Source organism: Salmonella sp. 32031103-2018-00083-FB-01-SM-01, assembly GCF_017571995.1.
Lineage (GTDB): Bacteria > Pseudomonadota > Gammaproteobacteria > Enterobacterales > Enterobacteriaceae > Salmonella > Salmonella enterica.
Map to the genome: position 1 here is coordinate 303,077 of NZ_JAGEQL010000003.1, position 17,269 is coordinate 320,345.

A 17,269-nucleotide genomic window follows, 5' to 3' on the forward strand; every position below is an offset into this window, starting at 1 on the left:
TGCATTTTACTTTGCCAGAACTATCCCATTACCGCCGTTCCCAGGCGACAGGTGCAGCAGCGCCTCCCCTGCTCGTCAAAGAGCGTAATTTCCCAGCTTTGATTCTGCCGCCCCAGATGCAGCGGCAGGCAAACGCCGCGTACTTTCCCCTGCGAGACGGCGCGGTGGTGGGTGGCGTTTAACTCGGTCCCGACCACGCACTGCCCGTCGCGGGTCATCAGATAACCCGCCATTGATCCTAACGTCTCCGCCAGCGCTGCCGATGCGCCGCCGTGTAGCAGACCAAACGGTTGATGAGTGCGGGCATCGACGGGCATTTCCGCCTCCAGCACGTCATCGCCCAGACGGGTGTAAACAATGCCCAGATGCGCCACCAGCGTGTTCTGACTGGTAGCGTTCAATTCATCCAGCGTTAAATGCCGTTTCCAGATCATCGTCAGGCTCCCAATGTTGAACCACCGTCCACCACGATATCCTGCAAGGTAATGTGGCTGGCCAGATCGCAGGCAAGAAACAAAATGGTATTGGCTATCTCCTGCGGACGGGCGATTTTACCGAGCGGAATACCGAGCTTAAACTGTTCGCCGAAACCGCGGATACGCTGCTGTTCGGCATCTTTACTCACCCATAAAGTGCGCTGCATATCGGTGTCAGTCGAACCCGGCGACACCACATTACAGCGTACCCCGCAGCCCGCCAGCTCCAGCCCTACGGTTAGCGCCAGGCTTTTCAGCGCCGCTTTAGAGGCGCCGTAAGCGCTCATACCGATACGCGGCGTATGCGCCGCATCTGAGGCTACGGTGACAATCGCCCCTCCCTGCTGACGGCGAAACTGCGCCATCGTCTGCGAAAACAGGTTAAATGCCCCGCCCACATTAACCGCAAACGTCTGCTGCCAGTCGTCGACGCTAAGCGCATCGGTCGCTCCCATACGCAAAATACCGGCGGCGTTGACCAGCACATCCAGCCGCGGCGTTTTTTGCAACACACGCTGACACACCTGCGCAACCTGTGCGGCATCCGCCACATCCATGACTTCGGTAGCAAAGGGATAATTCTCTTGCGTAAATTCGCGATCGAAGCCGATCACCCGCGCCCCGGCGTCAACAAACGCCAGCGCCGTCGCATAACCGATTCCTTTCCCCGCCCCGGTCACCCATACCGTTTTGTCTGAAAAATCAAAGCTGGCCATTACTCTACCCCGCGAGAAAGCAGCGCCCACCAGGCGTCAATGGTCGGATTTTTCGCCAGCATAACGAAGTCGATATCGCCGTGTACTTTACGCCAGCGCGCCGCCAGCCCCATCATGCGTACTGAATCCAGGCCATAATCAATCAGGTTTTCATCATCCAGCGGCTCGTCAGTCTCATCCAGCAACGGCAGAATCAACGCCCGCAGCGCCGCTTTACTGGCAGGAACCGGCGTCGGCAGCAGCGATTCAGTCATGACGACGCGACCGGAACGCCCCGCCACATAGTTCAGCGCCATCAGATGCTCTTCCCGGCTGAAATCCGCCAGCGCATCCGCCACCATAAACGGCTTAATGTCGCGCATAAACGCATCGGTAGCGGTGGTCATACAGCCAATATGCGCATACACACCGGTAATGATGAGCTGATTGCGTCCGGTATCTTTTAACATCTGTTCCAGCGGCGAGCGGTGAAACGCGCTATAACGCCACTTCACCAGCACCGTATCCGCCTCATCCGGCGTTAAGGCTTCTACCACCTTCTGCTGTTCCGGAGAGCGCGTCAGTCCCGGTCCCCACATATCATTGAGTAACGCGCGATCTTCATCGCTTTGCTCTTTCGGCTGAGCGGTGTAATAGACCGGGATATGATGTTCCTTACAGTACTGGCGCAGAGCGGCGATATTGGCAATCACCTGGTCCATCATTGGGCAGTTGCGGCCCCAAAAGCTGACAAAGTAATCCTGCATATCGTGGATGAGCAGCGCCGCGCGCTCCGGCTCAAATGCCCAGTTCACTTTGTTGGTCGGGATATCCAGTGCGGTGGGCAGCGCGTAAGACTGTAGTTTCGGAATGGCCATCTCTCTTTCTCCTTCAGAGCGGTGAACGTGACGCCAACCGCTGGCGTAATTGTTTTTTATCGACTTTACCAACCGGCGTCAGTGGCAGTGACGCAACGCACTCCACGCGATCCGGTAATTTAAATTCCGCCACGCCCTGCTCTCGCAGGAAACGGCGTACCTGTACCGCTCGCAGCGGCTCTTTTACCACCAGATATGCGCAACTTTTTTCCCCCAGCAGTTCATCTTCCATGCTGACCAGCGCCGCATGGATCACCGCCGGGTGGCGCAGTAACAGGTTTTCTATCTCTTCGGCGGCTATCTTCTCGCCGCCCCGATTGATCTGATCTTTTTCACGCCCGTGAACGGTGATGTAGCCGTCTTGATCAATGGAGATCAGATCGCCGGAGCAGTAAAAACCGTTGGCGTCAAAGGCGCTGGCATTGTGTTGCGGACTGTTGAAATAGCCGCGAAAAGTATAGGGGCCGCGCGTCATCAGACGACCAATCTCGCCCGGCGGCAGTGGATTCCCGTCGGCATCCGCCACCCACACTTCGTCGTCCGGACACATGGGTCTTCCCTGGGTATTGATAATCCGTTCCGGACTATCGTCCAGCCGGGTATAGTTCACTAACCCTTCCGCCATACCAAAGACCTGCTGCAACTGACAGCCAATTTCAACCGGAATACGGGCGGCCAGCGTCGCAGAAAGCCGCGCGCCGCCAACCTGCAATAACCTTAATGACGCCAGCGGCGCATTGCCGCCCCACTCCTGGATAGCCTGTAGCCATAGACTGACCGCGGGCGGCACCAGCGCCGTGGCATTAATCTGGTGTTTTTCGATCAGCGGGAAACAGAGCGTGGCGCTGGGATCGGTCGCCAGCACTACCGTTCCTTTGGCGAGAAAAACGCCCAGCGCGCCCGGCGAACTCATGGCGTAGTTATGCGCGGCGGGAATCGCGCACAGAAAACGCGTCTCCTCGTTGAAACCGCAAATCTCATTGCTGCGGCGCACGCTGTAGTAATAGTCGTTATGGGTACGGGGAATAAGCTTTGGCGTGCCGGTAGTACCGCCGGAAAGCTGAAAGTAGGCCACTTCGTCAGCAGGTGATGGCGTGGCGGTGAAATCTTCCGCCGCCTGCCGCATCGCCGCGTCCAGGCTGTGATCGCCGTCGTCGTTACGCAATAACACCACCCGCACAGAGCGGTGTTCAGCCACAAACGTGTTGAGAAAGTCCTCCCCGGCGAACAGCGTATGTTGGCGATCGGCAATCACCAGCGTCGGCGCGATCTGCATCGCATAGGCGTTAAGTTCGGTACGTTGATGGCTAAACAGCGCCAGAACGGGCGCTACGCCAAGCTTCAACAGGGCGAAAAAGGTGATATACAGTTCCGGTACATTCCCCAGTTGCACCAGAGCGGTTTCGCCAGGTTTGATGCCCTGACGGCGTAAACTGCAGGCCAGATTATCCACGGCCTGGTTGAGCTGGCGATAGCTGAATGCGCGCTCGCCTTCAATGACCGCCGTCTTATCGCTGTCAGCGTGGCGGGTCAGAATATCGGTCAACGGCACGTCTTGCCAGTAGCCTTTTTCACGATAACGGCGGGCAAATTCATCCGGCCAACGGGTGAAAGGTATACGCATCATCGTTCCTTAATGCAGTCCAAAAACGTTCAACATCGTAGAGAGCTTGACGCCGGTTTCCCGCCACTCGCCGACTGGCGAAGAGGCAGGGACAATCCCGGCGCCGGCGAACAGGCGCACCTGATTACCTTGCAATTTCGCACAACGAATCGTCACTACCCACTCGCCGTTTCCTTCGGCGTCGCACCAGCCGACAATGCCGCCAAACAGTTCACGATCGAACGGTTCCAGTTCAGCAATCAGCTTTTTCGCGACCTGATGGGGGAAACCGCTTAACGCAGGGGTCGGATGCAGCAGACAGGCCAGCGTCAGCGCGTTTTCTCCGGCGTTGGCCTTGCCCTCAAACGGCGTACCGAGATGCCATAGCGTCGGCGTGGTGATCAACTGCGGAGAGGAAGGTAATTGCAGTTCCGTGCTGCGATCGCGCAGGATCTGCTTCATCGCCTGCGTCACCAGCTCATGTTCATGGCGATCTTTTTGTGAAGCCAGTAGTCGGTTTCCCGCCTCGCGATCCAGAACGTCATCCGGCTGTCGGCGTGCCGAGCCTGCTAACGGCAGCGAACTAAACCGCTCGCCCTCTTTGCGTAGCAACAATTCGGGGCTGGCGCCCAGCAGAACGCCGCCATCCGCCAGTGGCACATGGAAGTTGTAACTAACTGGATTCTGCGCAACCAGCCGCTCCAGCAATGCTCCGCTATCCACCGCCACATCAGTGGTGATATCTATTAGCCGGGAAAGCACCACTTTATCGACGTCTGGCGTGGCGGTCAGCATAGCCGCGCGTGCGACCATTGCTTCAAAAGCATCCTGCTCCGGAATCGCCTTTCGCGCCGTCACCGTCAGTGGCTGATGGTCAGTAAAATAACGCGCCGTGCGCTGCTTTTGCTGGCGGGAAAAGGACTGCCACGCCATCGGGATAAATAGCGACGACGGCTGACGGGTATCAAAGGGGATCGCCCCCACCAGGATAGGGTTGGCGATGCCCTGCGATTTGGCCTCGGCAAACTGCTGGCGCAATTTCTGCTGGAAAGGGCTATCCGGCGAATCTCCGGCAACCGCAGGCTCGGTATAACGGGCGAAGCACCCGGAAGTGGTAAAACTGCGATACGGCGACATGAAGAAAAAGCGATCGGGAGCAAGCGTTGCCATTGTCTCCTGAGCGTCCTCGGCCAGTGACATATCCATATCATCCTCCAATGATAAAGGCTTATATACACTTCATCTTTCAAGCTGCCTCTTTGTTGGCTGCGCTCAGAAACCCCGGTCACACAGTTATCTATGCTCGCGGGGATTTCTTCCCTTGCCGTTGCGATGCTTCTTGAATGATTTTGTGTATAATAATGATTATTATTTCTATTTTTAGTGCGCTAACCTAAGAGTAAAACGTCGCTCTGTCAACTCTGGTCATGAGTTAAATGGCACTAAGGCTTGCATCTCGCTGCCGCCGACATGAAAATGAGAAGCATTAACTTTATTAATAACAGGACGCTATTGTGAGACTCCCCGCCTTTTATCGTTGGCTGCTTTTAGTGGTCGGTTTATCAATTTCAGGAATATCCTTAGCCCAGGACGCCGGTTGGCCCCGGCAAATCCAGGACAGCCGCGGCGTTCATACTCTGGACCACAAACCCGCGCGTATCGTCTCTACCAGCGTGACGTTAACAGGCTCGCTGCTGGCGATTGATGCGCCCGTCGTCGCCAGCGGGGCCACTACGCCGAATAACCGCTTTGCTGACGATCAAGGGTTTATGCGTCAGTGGAGCGACGTAGCAAAGGCTCGCCATGTCGCCCGGCTGTATATCGGCGAACCGAATGCCGAAACGGTCGCCGCGCAAATGCCGGATCTCATTTTGATTAGCGCCACCGGCGGCGACTCCGCGCTGGCGCTTTACGATCAGCTCTCCGCTATCGCGCCGACGCTCGTCATCAATTATGACGATAAAAGCTGGCAGAGTTTGCTCACGCAGCTTGGCGAGATCACCGGTCAGGAGAAACAGGCCGCCGCGCGAATAGCGGAATTTGAGGCGCAACTGACGACGGTTAAACAGCGAATCGCCCTGCCGCCGCAACCGGTTAGCGCGCTGGTGTATACCCCTGCCGCGCATAGCGCCAATTTGTGGACGCCAGAATCAGCACAAGGCAAGCTATTGACGCAGTTAGGCTTTACGCTGGCGACATTGCCCCGAGGGCTGCAAACCAGCAAAAGCCAGGGTAAGCGCCACGATATCATTCAGCTTGGCGGTGAAAATCTGGCCGCCGGGTTAAACGGCCAATCTCTTTTCCTGTTTGCCGGCGACAACAAAGATGTCGCGGCCCTTTACGCCAATCCGCTGCTGGCGCACCTGCCAGCGGTGCAAAATAAGCGCGTCTATGCCCTGGGCACGGAGACGTTCCGTCTGGATTATTACAGCGCAACGTTGCTGCTTAACCGGCTGGCCGCCCTGTTTTAGCCTTATCGGAGTCTTATCCGACTGACCAGACCGATTTTGTCAGTCGGATAAACGCCTCTTCATCAGCCAGCATCGCTAACCGGCGGCGTCTGGCGAAAACGACGTAGCTCGCCCAGCACTAACAGCAGCAGCAAACCAATAATTACCAGCCCGAATCCACTCACGCTTGCGGAAGCGACCGGCGTCATCATTGCGCCAAGACCGCCTAACAGCGCCGCGCCGATAGCGTCTCCCGTGACGTTTTGCGCGGTCCACAGGCCGTTCATTCGCCCCAGCATATTTTCCGGCGTCTGGGTTTGCAGCAGGGTATATTGTAATAACGAACTGATGGCGCTAAGCCAGCCAAACAGCGCCAGACAGATAACACCTGCGATCCAGACCGGCATGATGGCGAACAGCCCCACAGCCAGAAAAGAACCCACTGTCGAAACCAGCATAATGAGCCCCGGACGAACGCTATGCGCCAGTTGTCCGCTGGTCAGCGCGCCAATGGCCGCCCCCAGCGGAATTGCCGCATACAGCAAACCGATTTGCGCCGCCGACATCTGCCAGCTCATCGCCAGCGCCGGATAGAGGACGCGTACCGCGCTTGCCATCGTCACCAGGCCGCCAAGCAGCGCAATACCGCCGATAAGCGGACTGGCGAGCAAAAAACGAAATGCCGCCAGTAACGCGATAAATGGATTTTCCCGCGGCTGCGGAGGGACAGGCAGTCGCGGCAGCGTCAGTAACGGCAATAGCGTAATAAACGTCCCGGCGGCCGCCAGCCCATAGTTCCAGGCTACACCGCCGCTGGCAAGCAATATGCCCCCCAACATCGGCGAAATAACCGATCCCAGACGTACCGTCAGCATGGTAATCGCGCCGGCCTGCATCAGATTTTCTCTTCCGACCAGCGCTGGCGTCGCCGCCAGTAACGCGGTCACGCCCAGAGACGCGAAAAAGCCGTCCCACAGGCCAAGGAGATATATCGCCAGCAATGATGGTTCCGGCAGCAGCGCGTTCACGCACAGGCCAATAAAGCCAATACCGCAAGTACCGCGCGCCAGCAGAATCACCTTTTTACGTTCGTAGCGATCGGCCAGTACGCCGCCCACCATTAAGCCAATAAACATGGCGCCGCCGGTTAACGTTACCGACAGCCCTACCTGCCAGGTGGAGTGCGTCATCATTTGGATCTGTACCGGAACCGCCACGCCAAGCAGCCCCAGCGAGACAATAGAGATAAAACGGGCCAGAAATACTGCGCGAAATGCAGGGTGCGTCTTCAACAGGCTGAGATTGAGCAGCCAGGATTGTCGATTCATTACAACGCCTTAATGCGAGTTTTTTTAAATATCCATTCAATGGCTGCACATGCTAACATAACCAAATAAGATAGATAACGATAATTACTATCATTATCAGGGAAGTTACTATGTCATGCTCATTTTCCGTGACGCGCGCGTTTGCCGTGCCCGGATTGTTGTTATTACTGAGTCTCGCCGCGGTTTTAAGCCTGGTCATTGGCGCGAAACCGCTGCCCGCCGCCGCCGTGCTGGAGGCGTTCACCGGCGTATGCCAAAGCGCCGATTGCACCATCGTCCTGGATGCGCGTTTGCCGCGTACGCTGGCCGGATTACTGGCAGGCGGCGCGTTGGGTCTCGCCGGGGCGCTCATGCAAACACTTACTCGCAACCCGCTCGCCGACCCGGGGATTCTGGGCGTTAACAACGGCGCCAGCTTCGCCATTGTACTGGGCGCGGCGCTGTTTGGTTTCTCCACGCCGCTGGAACAGCTTTTCATGGCATTTAGCGGCGCGCTTATCGCATCGCTGATTGTCGCCTTCACCGGTAGTCAGGGCGGCGGCCAGCTAAGCCCGGTCCGCCTGACACTGGCGGGCGTGGCGCTTGGCGCGGTACTGGAAGGGCTGACCAGCGGCATCGCACTGTTAAATCCAGAGGTCTATGACCAGCTTCGCTTCTGGCAGGCGGGATCGCTGGACATTCGCAGCCTGCAAACGTTGAAAGTCGCGCTTGCGCCCGTGGTTATCGCAGGGATCGTGGCGCTATTTCTGAGCCGTGCGCTGAACAGCCTGAGCCTCGGCAGCGATACCGCGACGGCGCTGGGGAGTAAAGTGGCGCGCACCCAACTTATCGGTTTACTGGCGATTACCGTCTTGTGCGGCAGCGCAACGGCGCTGGTTGGCCCTATCGCCTTTATTGGTCTGATGATGCCGCATATGGCGCGTTGGCTGGTGGGCGCAGACCACCGCTGGTCGCTGCCAGTGACGCTACTGGCAACCCCTGCTCTGCTGCTTTTTGCCGATATTATTGGTCGTCTGTTGGTGCCGGGCGAACTCCGCGTATCGGTTGTCAGTGCATTTATCGGCGCGCCGGTACTTATTTTTCTGGTACGCCGTAAATCGAACGGAGGCGGCCTGTGATGTTTCTTTCTCGTCGGCTTATCGTAAGCTGCCTGCTTCTGGCGGCTGGCTGCTTCGCCATTGGTTTATGGAGCCTGCAAAGCGGCGCCGTGCCTCTTGAGACCGGGCAGATTATTGCCGCGCTGCTGGGCGACGCGCCGCGTAACATCACCCTTGTCGTAACCGAATGGCGACTACCGCGCGTATTAATGGCGCTGCTGATTGGCGCTGCGCTTGGCGTCAGTGGCGCGATTTTTCAGTCGTTGATGCGTAACCCGCTAGGCAGCCCTGATGTAATGGGCTTTAATACCGGCGCCTGGAGCGGCGTACTGGTCGCAATGGTCCTGTTTGGCCAGCATCTTACCGCGATCGCGCTGGCGGCAATGGCGGGCGGTATCGTCACGTCATTGATTGTCTGGCTGCTCGCCTGGCGTAACGGGATTGAAACTTTCCGGCTGATTATCATCGGTATCGGCATCCGCGCGATGTTAGTCGCCTTTAATACCTGGCTTCTGTTGCAGGCGTCGCTGGAAACGGCGCTCACCGCCGGCTTATGGAACGCCGGGTCGCTCAACGGTCTGACATGGGCAAAAACCTGGCCTTCGGCGCCGCTGATTATTGTGATGCTGACAGGCGCCGCGCTACTGGTGCGTCGTATGCGGCTGCTGGAGATGGGCGATGACAGCGCCTGCGCGCTGGGTGTTAGCGTGGAGCGGTCACGCCTGATGCTGATGCTGGTGGCGGTGTCGCTCACCGCTGCGGCAACGGCACTGGCTGGCCCCATCTCGTTTATTGCCCTTGTCGCGCCGCACATCGCCCGCCGTCTTAGCGGCACAGCGCGCTGGGGATTAACCCAGTCGGCGCTGTGCGGCGCGTTGTTACTACTGGCCGCCGATGCATGCGCGCAGCAACTGTTTATGCCTTATCAGCTTCCAGTGGGCGTGGTCACCGTCAGCCTCGGCGGTATTTACCTTATCGTCTTGTTAATTCAGGAGTCCCGCAAAAAATGACCGAATCCGTAGCCCGTTTGCGCGGCGACCAGTTAACGCTGGGTTATGGCAGCTATACCGTCGCAAAAAACCTTAATGTTTCGATTCCGGACGGCCATTTTACCGCCATCATCGGCCCTAACGGCTGCGGCAAGTCAACGTTGCTACGCACGCTAAGCCGTCTGATGACGCCTGTTGACGGCCATGTCTGGCTGGATGGCGAACAAATACAGCGTTACGCCAGTAAAGAGGTGGCGCGGCGCATCGGATTGCTGGCGCAAAACGCCACCACGCCGGGCGATATCACCGTACAAGAGCTGGTCGCCAGAGGGCGCTATCCGCATCAGCCGTTATTTACCCGCTGGCGCAAGGAAGATGCCGACGCCGTCGCCAGTGCCATGCGTGCAACAGGTATCACCTCACTGGCGACGCAAAGCGTAGATACTCTGTCCGGCGGCCAACGCCAGCGGGCGTGGATAGCCATGGTGCTGGCGCAGGAAACGTCCATCATGCTGCTGGATGAGCCGACAACGTGGCTGGATATTAGCCATCAAATTGATTTGCTGGAATTGTTAAGCGATCTCAACCGCGAAAAAGGTTATACGCTCGCCGCCGTCCTGCACGACCTGAATCAAGCCTGCCGATACGCCACGCATTTGATTGCATTACGCGAAGGTAACATTGTCGCGCAGGGCGCGCCGAAAGAGATTGTTACCGCAGAGCTTATCGAAAAAATCTATGGGCTGCGCTGTATGATTATCGACGATCCGGTTGCCGGGACGCCACTGGTGGTACCGCTGGGGCGGCGATAGTCGTTCACACAGATGACAAAGCCGGATAATCGCTATCCGGCTTTTCATGTAAATCAGACTAACCGTTCATCTATCGCCAGCGCGTTTTCCATTTTACGCGAGACCATCGCGTGACGCAGTAATACGCCGCCGCAGGCCATCATACCGCCAATCAACGCCGCCAGAATAATAATGATCGCTTTACCCGGGCCATCTTTTTTCACTGGCAGAGACGGCGACAGTTGATATTTAAACGGGGTAAACTTCACGTCGCTCACATTCATTGCCGCCAGTTGTTCAACATGGTATTGACGGTTACGCAAATCACCGTCGATCTCGGCCACGTCCGTTACCCCTTTTTCAATTTCCAGTTTGCGGGAAATACCATCCGCACCGAGAGAAATAGAAAAATCCGGATCATCTTTTACCGCCTGACCATTGCTGTAAACCGGTCTCTTAATGCCAGCGGCGTTGGCGATTTCCAGCGAATAATGGAGACGTTGAATATTGGCATCAAGCTGGTTTTTGAGACGCACCCGATCCATCGCCAGCTTTTCCTGCTCATAGCGGGCTTTGATTTCCAGCTGGTTACGAATATTTTCCAGCGTCTCTTTCACGACGATATCAGAGATGTACTGAATATAGCCAGCCAGCACTTTTTGCGCTTCTTCCCGCGTCGGCGCGGTAAAACTCAACGTCCACGACGTGAATAATGATGTTTCATTTTTCTTGCCGGCATTACTGTCCACTGCTTTCATTTTTTCGCTCAGCACGACAATCGCCCGGTGAAGATCCTGCTCGTCTATTTGCGCGCCTTTTAATTGATCCATGACATACGGAGAAGAACGAAGATATTCTTCCAGCAGCGAGGGCGAGCTAAACTTTTTAATAAACAGATTAAAGACGCTGGCCCGATCAACGCTTACCTCCATATCCAACACGCGCAGCGCGGTCAACGTTCTCTCCAGTCCCTGCCACTGTACCGACTCCGCCGGTGTGACAATCGCCTGGCTGGTCCATTTTTGCGGCAGCAAAAAGGACAGAAGTAACCCCACGCACGCAAAGGCGAAAACGGTAGCAAGAATACGACGTTTCGCCTGCCATAACACCTCTATAAGGCTAAACAAATCGATTTCATGACTGTTGGCGGGCGGCAGTGAGTAACCTGCAAGTGACTGATGTTTTTCTTGTTTTACATTAAGAGATGGCATGCCGTATGACCTGAAAACTTTATCCAATGAAAGAACACATTCCTGTCAGATATTCTAACAGCAAGTCAGAATTATCCGAAACACTCTTTGCGCGCCAGTGCCCGAAAAGCTAAATATTCGGAATTAAACTTGCCTGTAGCATGTATCACTTATGTTAAAAGAATTAATCGTTGCAATAAAAAACCCATAATAATTAGTAATTATTATGGGTTTCAGGATTTAATTTTTTAAAGGCAGAAACAACGCCCGTTATTTATTAATGAGCTCGCTGATGATGGGCCCGATAGTTTCAAAAGCGGAGGGAGAAATAATATCTACATGCGCGCACGGCTGGTGATAAATAGCCAAAGACGCTATCCACGGCGACCAGCTCTGTTCAGGCGATACGCCTTCCGGCACCGTTTTATCCGCCACAAAGAGCGTAGCATGTCCATCAAACGGTACGCTATGCGCCGTCGTCAGCAAACGGACGGCATCCGCATAATTGCCTTCAATGGCGGTAAATAAGGCTTCGGAGGCATTTCCCTGCTGAGCGGCGACAAACGCTGCGCGTTCACGTTCAATTTCCGCCAATACGTCCGGATTGAGGCCATTCGCCTCTTTTTCCCGCCAGTTTTGCGTTTCCGGCGGCCAGGTGTCCAGTAACCCCAAAAACGCTACGGTTTCGCCGCGTGCGCGCAACCGGGCGGCGATCCCTTGCGCCAGCGTCCCGCCCAGCGAATAGCCTAATAAATAATAAGGGCCATGCGGCTGCCGGGCGAGCAAAGTCGCCAGATGATGTTCACATACCTCATCAAGGGTGGTTGCGGTTTGCATAGGGCCAGCGGGGCGCGGCGACTGAATCCCCATAATCGACCACGACGGGCTGAGATAGCGTGATAACACGCTAAATTGCCAGGCGAACCCCGACGCCGGATGGAAACAAAATAACGTTGGACCATCGCTTTCACGCAGCGGCAACAGCGGCCCGAACCCCAGATTGCGCGAGCGTTCGTCATCGTCAGTATCGAGCAGCTTACTCAACTGCGCCACGTCAGACGCCACCATCACCTGCCCCGGCGTCACCTGGCGATTAAACGTCTGGCTTAGCTGCGCGGCCAGTTTCATCGCCAGCAGCGAGTGTCCGCCCAGCGCAAAGAAATCACTTTCAACGTCGTTAATCTCACAGCCCAGCAGGCGGGAAAACGCCGCGGCGACAGCAATCTCCGTTGCGGACTGCGGCGCACGCCCTTTCACGCGCGGCGTCAGGTCCGGCAGCGGCAGGGCTTTGCGATCCAGCTTGCCATTAGCGCTAAGCGGCAAGCTGGCAAGTTGCAACAGCACAACTGGCACCATATGCGCGGGAAGTTTTTGGCGTAATTTTTCCTGCAGCGCTGGTAAATCCAGCGGCAAACCGGAGTGCGACACCAGATAGCCGACCAGTTGCCGGGCATCCCCGCCCGTCGCCGCCGCCTGATTAAAGACGCAGGCATGTGCTACCGCCTGTTCAACATCCGGCAGCGTTTGCATGACGCGGTCAATCTCGCCCAGTTCAATACGTTGCCCCCGAATTTTGAGCTGATCGTCGCTGCGCCCCAGGTACTCCACCGCGCCGGAATCCAGCCAGCGCGCCACATCTCCGGTACGGTACATCCGTTCGCCTGGCGCAAAAGGATCGGCGATAAAACGGCTGGCGGTAAGATCCGGACGCCCCAGATAGCCCTGCGCCAGTTGGATACCGGTAAGATAGAGATCGCCAGCCACGCCCGGCGGCACCGGCTGCATATGCGCATCGAGAATACGCAAACCGGTATTCCAGACGGGATAACCAATCGGGATACTGTTGCCGTCAACAGCCGCCAGCTCATCGCCACAGGCCGGATACCAGCTCACATCCACCGCGGCCTCCGTTGGCCCGTACAGATTGTGTAGCGGCGCGTTGGTTAACGTCTCCCATTCGCGGCACAGCGCCGTCGGCAGGGCCTCGCCACTACAGAAAACGCGCTTTAAGGAAGCGCAGCTTTTCCCAGCCGACGCTGGCGTGAGCGAGGCAATAAAGGCCGCCAGCATCGACGGCACAAAATGGGTGGTCGTGACGCCGTATTGCGCAAAGAACCGCTGCATCGCGAGCGGGTCGCGGTGCGCTTCCGGTTCAGCCATCACCAGTTTCGCCCCGGCGATAAACGGCCAGAAAAACTCCCATACTGAGACGTCAAAACTGCACGGCGTTTTTTGCGCTACTACATCATCCGCCGTCAACGGATAGTGATCCTGCATCCACAGCAACCGGTTGACTATCGCCGTTTGTCCCACCATCACCCCTTTCGGCCTGCCCGTCGAACCAGAGGTGAAAATGATGTAAGCGGTATGATGCGGTAACGACAGCCCCAGCGGAGTGGCGTCACTGACCGGTAGCGGTTGGCTATAACACAAATATTCCATCCCCGGAATATCGTGAAAGCGCGCCAGCTGCGCCTGAGTCGTAATTAACAGTTTCGGCTGCGCATCTTCCAGCATCATTCGCAGCCGATCGTCAGGATAACCGGTATCCAGCGGCAGCCAGGCGGCGCCCGCCTCGACAATGCCATGCAGCGCTAAGGTCAGGAAAACCGACCGCGGCAACGCCACCGCCACGCTATCGCCAGGCTGAACGCCGCGTTCCCGCAGCGCGTACGCCAGCGCCACAACCTGTTCGCGCATTTCACGGTAGGTAAAGTGATAATGCGCATCTGCCAACGCGGAAGCCTCTGGCGTTTTTTGCGCCTGCTGCGCCACCAAATCGCTAAGCGTGGCGGCGGGAATCGTTACCGCCGTATTATTAAGGTGTGCTAATTGCGTTTGTTCTTCCGCCAGCAGCATTTGCGCATCGCCGCAGCGCAGCGCCGGGTTATCCGCAAACTGCGTGATAAGCGCCATCAATCGTAAGGCATGGCGGGAGAGCGTGGCGTCATCGTAACGCTGTGCATTCGCCAGCAATTCAATATCCAGACCGCCGTTTTCATCCGGAAAAAGCGCCAGTTCAAGATCGTTAACCGGCCCCGTCGCCAGGGTATGGGTTTGCGCCTGTATGCCAGGAAGATCCAGATGATAATCAAACACTTTTATATTGAGCACCGGGCCAAATAGCGGCGTCTCCCCTGCGGCTCGCCCGCTATCGCGTACAATCTGTTCGGCGTCGTAACGCTGGTGGCGGCGCATCTTCTTTAACTGCGCCGCAAGACGCTTCGCCAGCGTTGGCAGATCTTCCGTCGCATGAAGGTTAACCGCCAGCGGCAACACGTTAAGGACAGGCCCGGTCGCCGTTAACGCCGCCGAGCCCATCCGCCGCATAAAGATAAATCCGGCGGCATAATCCATTCGCCCGCATAATCGTCCCAGCCACAACGTCACCAGCGCCAGGGCAAGATCCGCTCGCGGTATCTCAGGCATGTGCGCCGCCAGTTGGCGAAACGCCCCCGCCGGCGCGCTCAATTTCATACGCAGAATATCCGCGCTCGCCGACCGCCCCGGCAGCGGCGCGGCAGAAATTGACGCCGGCGGCGGCAGCTCGCGTCGCTGCTGCGCCCAGAAGGCGCCGTCACGCTGCCAGGCCTCGCTCTGGCGATAGCGCTGATATTCCTCGACCACATCCGCAAAGGGGGTAAAAGGCGACTCCGGCGTAGGGGCGTCGCTCTGCCAGGCGCGATAAATCGCCGCAATCTGGCGGGTTATCGCCGGGAAGCTAAAGCCATCCACCAGCAAATGGTGATAGCGCTGATACCAATACCAGCGGGTATCATCAATGCGGATTAACTGGTGAAAAGCCAGCGGCTTACCGCTATCTGCGCGCAGGTTTTGCCGTAAATCCGCCTGCATTAACGTCAGCGCCGCGTGATGCGGATCGGGCTGGTCGCGTAAATCGGCAATCGGGGGCTCGCCGAAGGTGCGCTCAGGATCTATCCATTGCCAGACCTCGCCGTTCTCTTCGGTAAAACGCATCCGTAGCGTATCCGCCTGTTGCATCCCTACCGCTACCGCTTTTGCCAGCAAGGGGGCATCCAGCTCGCCATTCAGTTCCACGTAGTGCGCCACGCTCCAGGCGGAGGGTAAATCAGAGAGTTTTTCCGCCATCCAGATCCCCGGCTGAGCGGCGACTAATGGTAAACGCTGCGTCATTTCGCCTCCTGCTTATCGGCATAATGCGCCGGATTCAGTGTTGTCCAGCGCGTATTAAGCCACTGCTGGCACGCGTCCTGCGATTGCGCTTCGCATACCACGTTCCAGCCTGCGGGAAGCGCGCACGCCGCTGGCCAAAGGCTGAATTGACGCTGCGTATTTTGCAGGATGTAAAACTGTCCCTGCGGATTATCGAAGGGATTACTGAATTCCATACTCAACTCCTGTCATGGACATGTGCCCGGTTAAAGCGTGTCGATAAGCGGCTGCCAAAGCAGCATCAGCCCTTGCGTTAGCCCGCCGCGCCAGCAAAGCGCATCGTGTCCGCCGTCAACCTGACGCCAGAAAATGGACTGCTGCGAGGTATTCAGTTGGGCATAAAGCGCCTGATTCGCCTGAAACACGATCGGCTCACGCACGCCGGCCTCCAGTACGATACGCAGTCCGCGCGCGCATAATGCGCCGGTTTTCAGCCGGGTAATGACTTCCCCCTCCGGCGGGGTGATGCGATGGGGCCACCAGAACGATCCTGACTGGCTTAGTACACAGCCAAAACGCGTCGGCCAGTTCAGGCCGGCATACAGCGCCGACAGGCCGCCAAAACTCTGTCCGGCGACCACCGTTCGCCCGGCATCATCGCTAAAAGGCGTCACGGCTCTGACTTGCGGCAACAGTTCCTGCTGCACCGCCAGCCAGAAGTCGGCATTGCAGGTCAACTCCTGGCTGCGGTGTTGAGTATCAATCGCGTCAATCAGCAGATAGACGGCACCGGGAAGCAGGCGTTGATGAGTCAGCGAGGCGAGCGCGGGCCAGACGGGCATATTTTCCGCCCAGAATTGACCGTCCAGCAGAATAGCCAACGGTCTTTCCTCCGGCGCCTCGTCTCCGGTCGTCAATATCCATACGCGGCGGGAATTGCCCAGACGTGCGCTATGCCACTGCATCATCAAAGGCGGCGAGTACGGCGTTTCAGGACGATCCCATCCCGGCTGAAGGGGCGCATCCGGCATTTCCAGCGCTGAAACCGCATGACCACGTCCTCCCCGCCAGCTTTGCGAATTAAGCGGGTCGGCAATCGCCTGCGGTAATAGCTGTCGCCAGCCTTCACGCAGTGCGTTCCGATCGGGCGTTTCGCCCGGCGCAAAAGCGGCAAAAACGTCATCGCGTTCGGTAGGAATAAAACAGTAGCTGCCGCGCCAGTTAGCGCTAAGCGCCGTACTCCAGCGCCAGACATCCGTTCCGGCAATACGCGCCATCGTCTGAGGCTGCGCGTTTTGATGATGATCGGTTACGCCAGTGATGTAGACCCAGACACGCCGTATCGGGGAGTGTGTTTCGTTTCCCTGCGGGTCGCGCCACCAAAAAGTGACCCGATAATTTCCGTCTTTTTCCCGTATCCATTCCGGCCCGGTTTTCGTCCTCCACCAGGCCTCACTTCCCGTTGCCAGCGCCTCTTTCATTATAACCATTTGTTTATTATGAATTTTGTATATAAAAGGTGAAATATATTGATAATATTATTGATAACTATTTGCATTTGCAATAGCGTATTGTCGCGCTATGGGACGCGCGAACACAATTTCACCACCCGGCCAATGCCTTTGACGGGCGCTTTGG

14 protein-coding genes are annotated in these 17,269 nt (G+C 57.0%); 4 read left to right on the forward strand and 10 right to left on the reverse strand.

All coding sequences use genetic code 11. From position 1 onward, the window contains the following. Window positions 1-20: 20 nt before the first annotated feature. Genes entH through entC form a run of 5 tightly spaced genes read right to left on the reverse strand, consistent with a single transcriptional unit; the run spans window position 21 to window position 4,858 of the window. The gene (gene entH, locus J4614_RS11180) at window positions 21-434 is read right to left on the reverse strand and encodes a proofreading thioesterase EntH (RefSeq protein ID WP_000637966.1); all 414 of its coding nucleotides are present in this window, start codon (window positions 432-434) and stop codon (window positions 21-23) included. Between the two features lie 2 nt (window positions 435-436). Then, on the reverse strand, window positions 437-1,192 hold the full coding sequence (gene entA, locus J4614_RS11185) for a 2,3-dihydro-2,3-dihydroxybenzoate dehydrogenase EntA (protein WP_208293174.1): 756 nt from the start codon (window positions 1,190-1,192) through the stop codon (window positions 437-439). Continuing rightward, window positions 1,192-2,049 (reverse strand): isochorismatase, encoded by an 858-nt coding sequence (locus tag J4614_RS11190; RefSeq protein WP_001007166.1) that lies wholly within the window; start codon window positions 2,047-2,049, stop codon window positions 1,192-1,194. Before J4614_RS11190 ends, entA begins: the two co-directional genes overlap by 1 nt. A gap of 13 nt (window positions 2,050-2,062) precedes the next feature. Then, a complete protein-coding gene (entE, locus tag J4614_RS11195; RefSeq protein ID WP_001222461.1) occupies window positions 2,063-3,673 on the reverse strand; it encodes a (2,3-dihydroxybenzoyl)adenylate synthase EntE in 1,611 nt (536 codons plus the stop codon). Between the two features lie 9 nt (window positions 3,674-3,682). Continuing rightward, window positions 3,683-4,858: an isochorismate synthase EntC gene (gene entC / locus J4614_RS11200; RefSeq protein ID WP_000367597.1), complete on the reverse strand. Its 1,176-nt coding sequence runs from the start codon at window positions 4,856-4,858 to the stop codon at window positions 3,683-3,685. A 308-nt stretch (window positions 4,859-5,166) separates the two neighbouring features. Here entC and fepB point away from each other — a divergent pair, with 308 nt between their 5' ends. After that, window positions 5,167-6,123 (forward strand): Fe2+-enterobactin ABC transporter substrate-binding protein, encoded by a 957-nt coding sequence (gene fepB / locus J4614_RS11205; protein WP_001238994.1) that lies wholly within the window; start codon window positions 5,167-5,169, stop codon window positions 6,121-6,123. Window positions 6,124-6,185: 62 nt separating this feature from the next. Here fepB and entS read toward each other — a convergent pair whose 3' ends face one another. Then, window positions 6,186-7,430: an enterobactin transporter EntS gene (entS, locus tag J4614_RS11210; RefSeq protein ID WP_001081661.1), complete on the reverse strand. Its 1,245-nt coding sequence runs from the start codon at window positions 7,428-7,430 to the stop codon at window positions 6,186-6,188. A 110-nt stretch (window positions 7,431-7,540) separates the two neighbouring features. Between entS and fepD the strand changes: the two genes are divergently transcribed. The 3 genes from fepD to fepC are packed head-to-tail and all read left to right on the forward strand — an operon-like array spanning window position 7,541 to window position 10,328. Next, the gene (fepD, locus tag J4614_RS11215; protein WP_001277869.1) at window positions 7,541-8,548 is read left to right on the forward strand and encodes a Fe(3+)-siderophore ABC transporter permease; all 1,008 of its coding nucleotides are present in this window, start codon (window positions 7,541-7,543) and stop codon (window positions 8,546-8,548) included. Next, the gene (gene fepG, locus J4614_RS11220; RefSeq protein WP_000480064.1) at window positions 8,548-9,537 is read left to right on the forward strand and encodes an iron-enterobactin ABC transporter permease; all 990 of its coding nucleotides are present in this window, start codon (window positions 8,548-8,550) and stop codon (window positions 9,535-9,537) included. The genes fepD and fepG overlap by 1 nt, the downstream gene beginning before the upstream one ends. Next, window positions 9,534-10,328, forward strand: coding sequence for an iron-enterobactin ABC transporter ATP-binding protein (fepC, locus tag J4614_RS11225; protein ID WP_000140622.1), 795 nt, complete (start codon window positions 9,534-9,536; stop codon window positions 10,326-10,328). Before fepG ends, fepC begins: the two co-directional genes overlap by 4 nt. Window positions 10,329-10,381: 53 nt before the next feature. Here fepC and wzz(fepE) read toward each other — a convergent pair whose 3' ends face one another. The 4 genes from wzz(fepE) to fes all read right to left on the reverse strand — a co-directional run bounded on the left by wzz(fepE) (window position 10,382) and on the right by fes (window position 17,121). Beyond that, on the reverse strand, window positions 10,382-11,518 hold the full coding sequence (gene wzz(fepE) / locus J4614_RS11230) for an LPS O-antigen length regulator Wzz(fepE) (RefSeq protein ID WP_208293175.1): 1,137 nt from the start codon (window positions 11,516-11,518) through the stop codon (window positions 10,382-10,384). Window positions 11,519-11,767: 249 nt separating this feature from the next. Then, the gene (gene entF, locus J4614_RS11235; RefSeq protein ID WP_023232980.1) at window positions 11,768-15,652 is read right to left on the reverse strand and encodes an enterobactin non-ribosomal peptide synthetase EntF; all 3,885 of its coding nucleotides are present in this window, start codon (window positions 15,650-15,652) and stop codon (window positions 11,768-11,770) included. Then, window positions 15,649-15,867 carry an MbtH family protein gene (locus tag J4614_RS11240; protein WP_000396015.1) on the reverse strand — a complete coding sequence of 73 codons (219 nt, stop codon included), beginning with the start codon at window positions 15,865-15,867 and terminating at the stop codon, window positions 15,649-15,651. The genes entF and J4614_RS11240 overlap by 4 nt, the downstream gene beginning before the upstream one ends. A 30-nt stretch (window positions 15,868-15,897) precedes the next feature. Then, window positions 15,898-17,121 carry an enterochelin esterase gene (fes, locus tag J4614_RS11245; protein WP_265413290.1) on the reverse strand — a complete coding sequence of 408 codons (1,224 nt, stop codon included), beginning with the start codon at window positions 17,119-17,121 and terminating at the stop codon, window positions 15,898-15,900. Between the last annotated feature and the right edge of the window lie 148 nt (window positions 17,122-17,269).

Excerpts from the sequence above, each read along its gene's own strand:
- fes (WP_265413290.1), bottom strand. The coding sequence starts at position 17,121 with ATGGTTATAATGAAAGAGGCGCTGGCAACGGGAAGTGAGGCCTGGTGG.
- entC (WP_000367597.1), bottom strand. The coding sequence starts at position 4,858 with ATGGATATGTCACTGGCCGAGGACGCTCAGGAGACAATGGCAACGCTT.
- entA (WP_208293174.1), bottom strand. The coding sequence starts at position 1,192 with ATGGCCAGCTTTGATTTTTCAGACAAAACGGTATGGGTGACCGGGGCG.
- entH (WP_000637966.1), bottom strand. The coding sequence starts at position 434 with ATGATCTGGAAACGGCATTTAACGCTGGATGAATTGAACGCTACCAGT.
- entS (WP_001081661.1), bottom strand. The coding sequence starts at position 7,430 with ATGAATCGACAATCCTGGCTGCTCAATCTCAGCCTGTTGAAGACGCAC.
- entE (WP_001222461.1), bottom strand. The coding sequence starts at position 3,673 with ATGCGTATACCTTTCACCCGTTGGCCGGATGAATTTGCCCGCCGTTAT.
- J4614_RS11190 (WP_001007166.1), bottom strand. The coding sequence starts at position 2,049 with ATGGCCATTCCGAAACTACAGTCTTACGCGCTGCCCACCGCACTGGAT.
- entF (WP_023232980.1), bottom strand. The coding sequence starts at position 15,652 with ATGACGCAGCGTTTACCATTAGTCGCCGCTCAGCCGGGGATCTGGATG.
- J4614_RS11240 (WP_000396015.1), bottom strand. The coding sequence starts at position 15,867 with ATGGAATTCAGTAATCCCTTCGATAATCCGCAGGGACAGTTTTACATC.
- fepC (WP_000140622.1), top strand. The coding sequence starts at position 9,534 with ATGACCGAATCCGTAGCCCGTTTGCGCGGCGACCAGTTAACGCTGGGT.
- fepG (WP_000480064.1), top strand. The coding sequence starts at position 8,548 with ATGTTTCTTTCTCGTCGGCTTATCGTAAGCTGCCTGCTTCTGGCGGCT.
- fepD (WP_001277869.1), top strand. The coding sequence starts at position 7,541 with ATGTCATGCTCATTTTCCGTGACGCGCGCGTTTGCCGTGCCCGGATTG.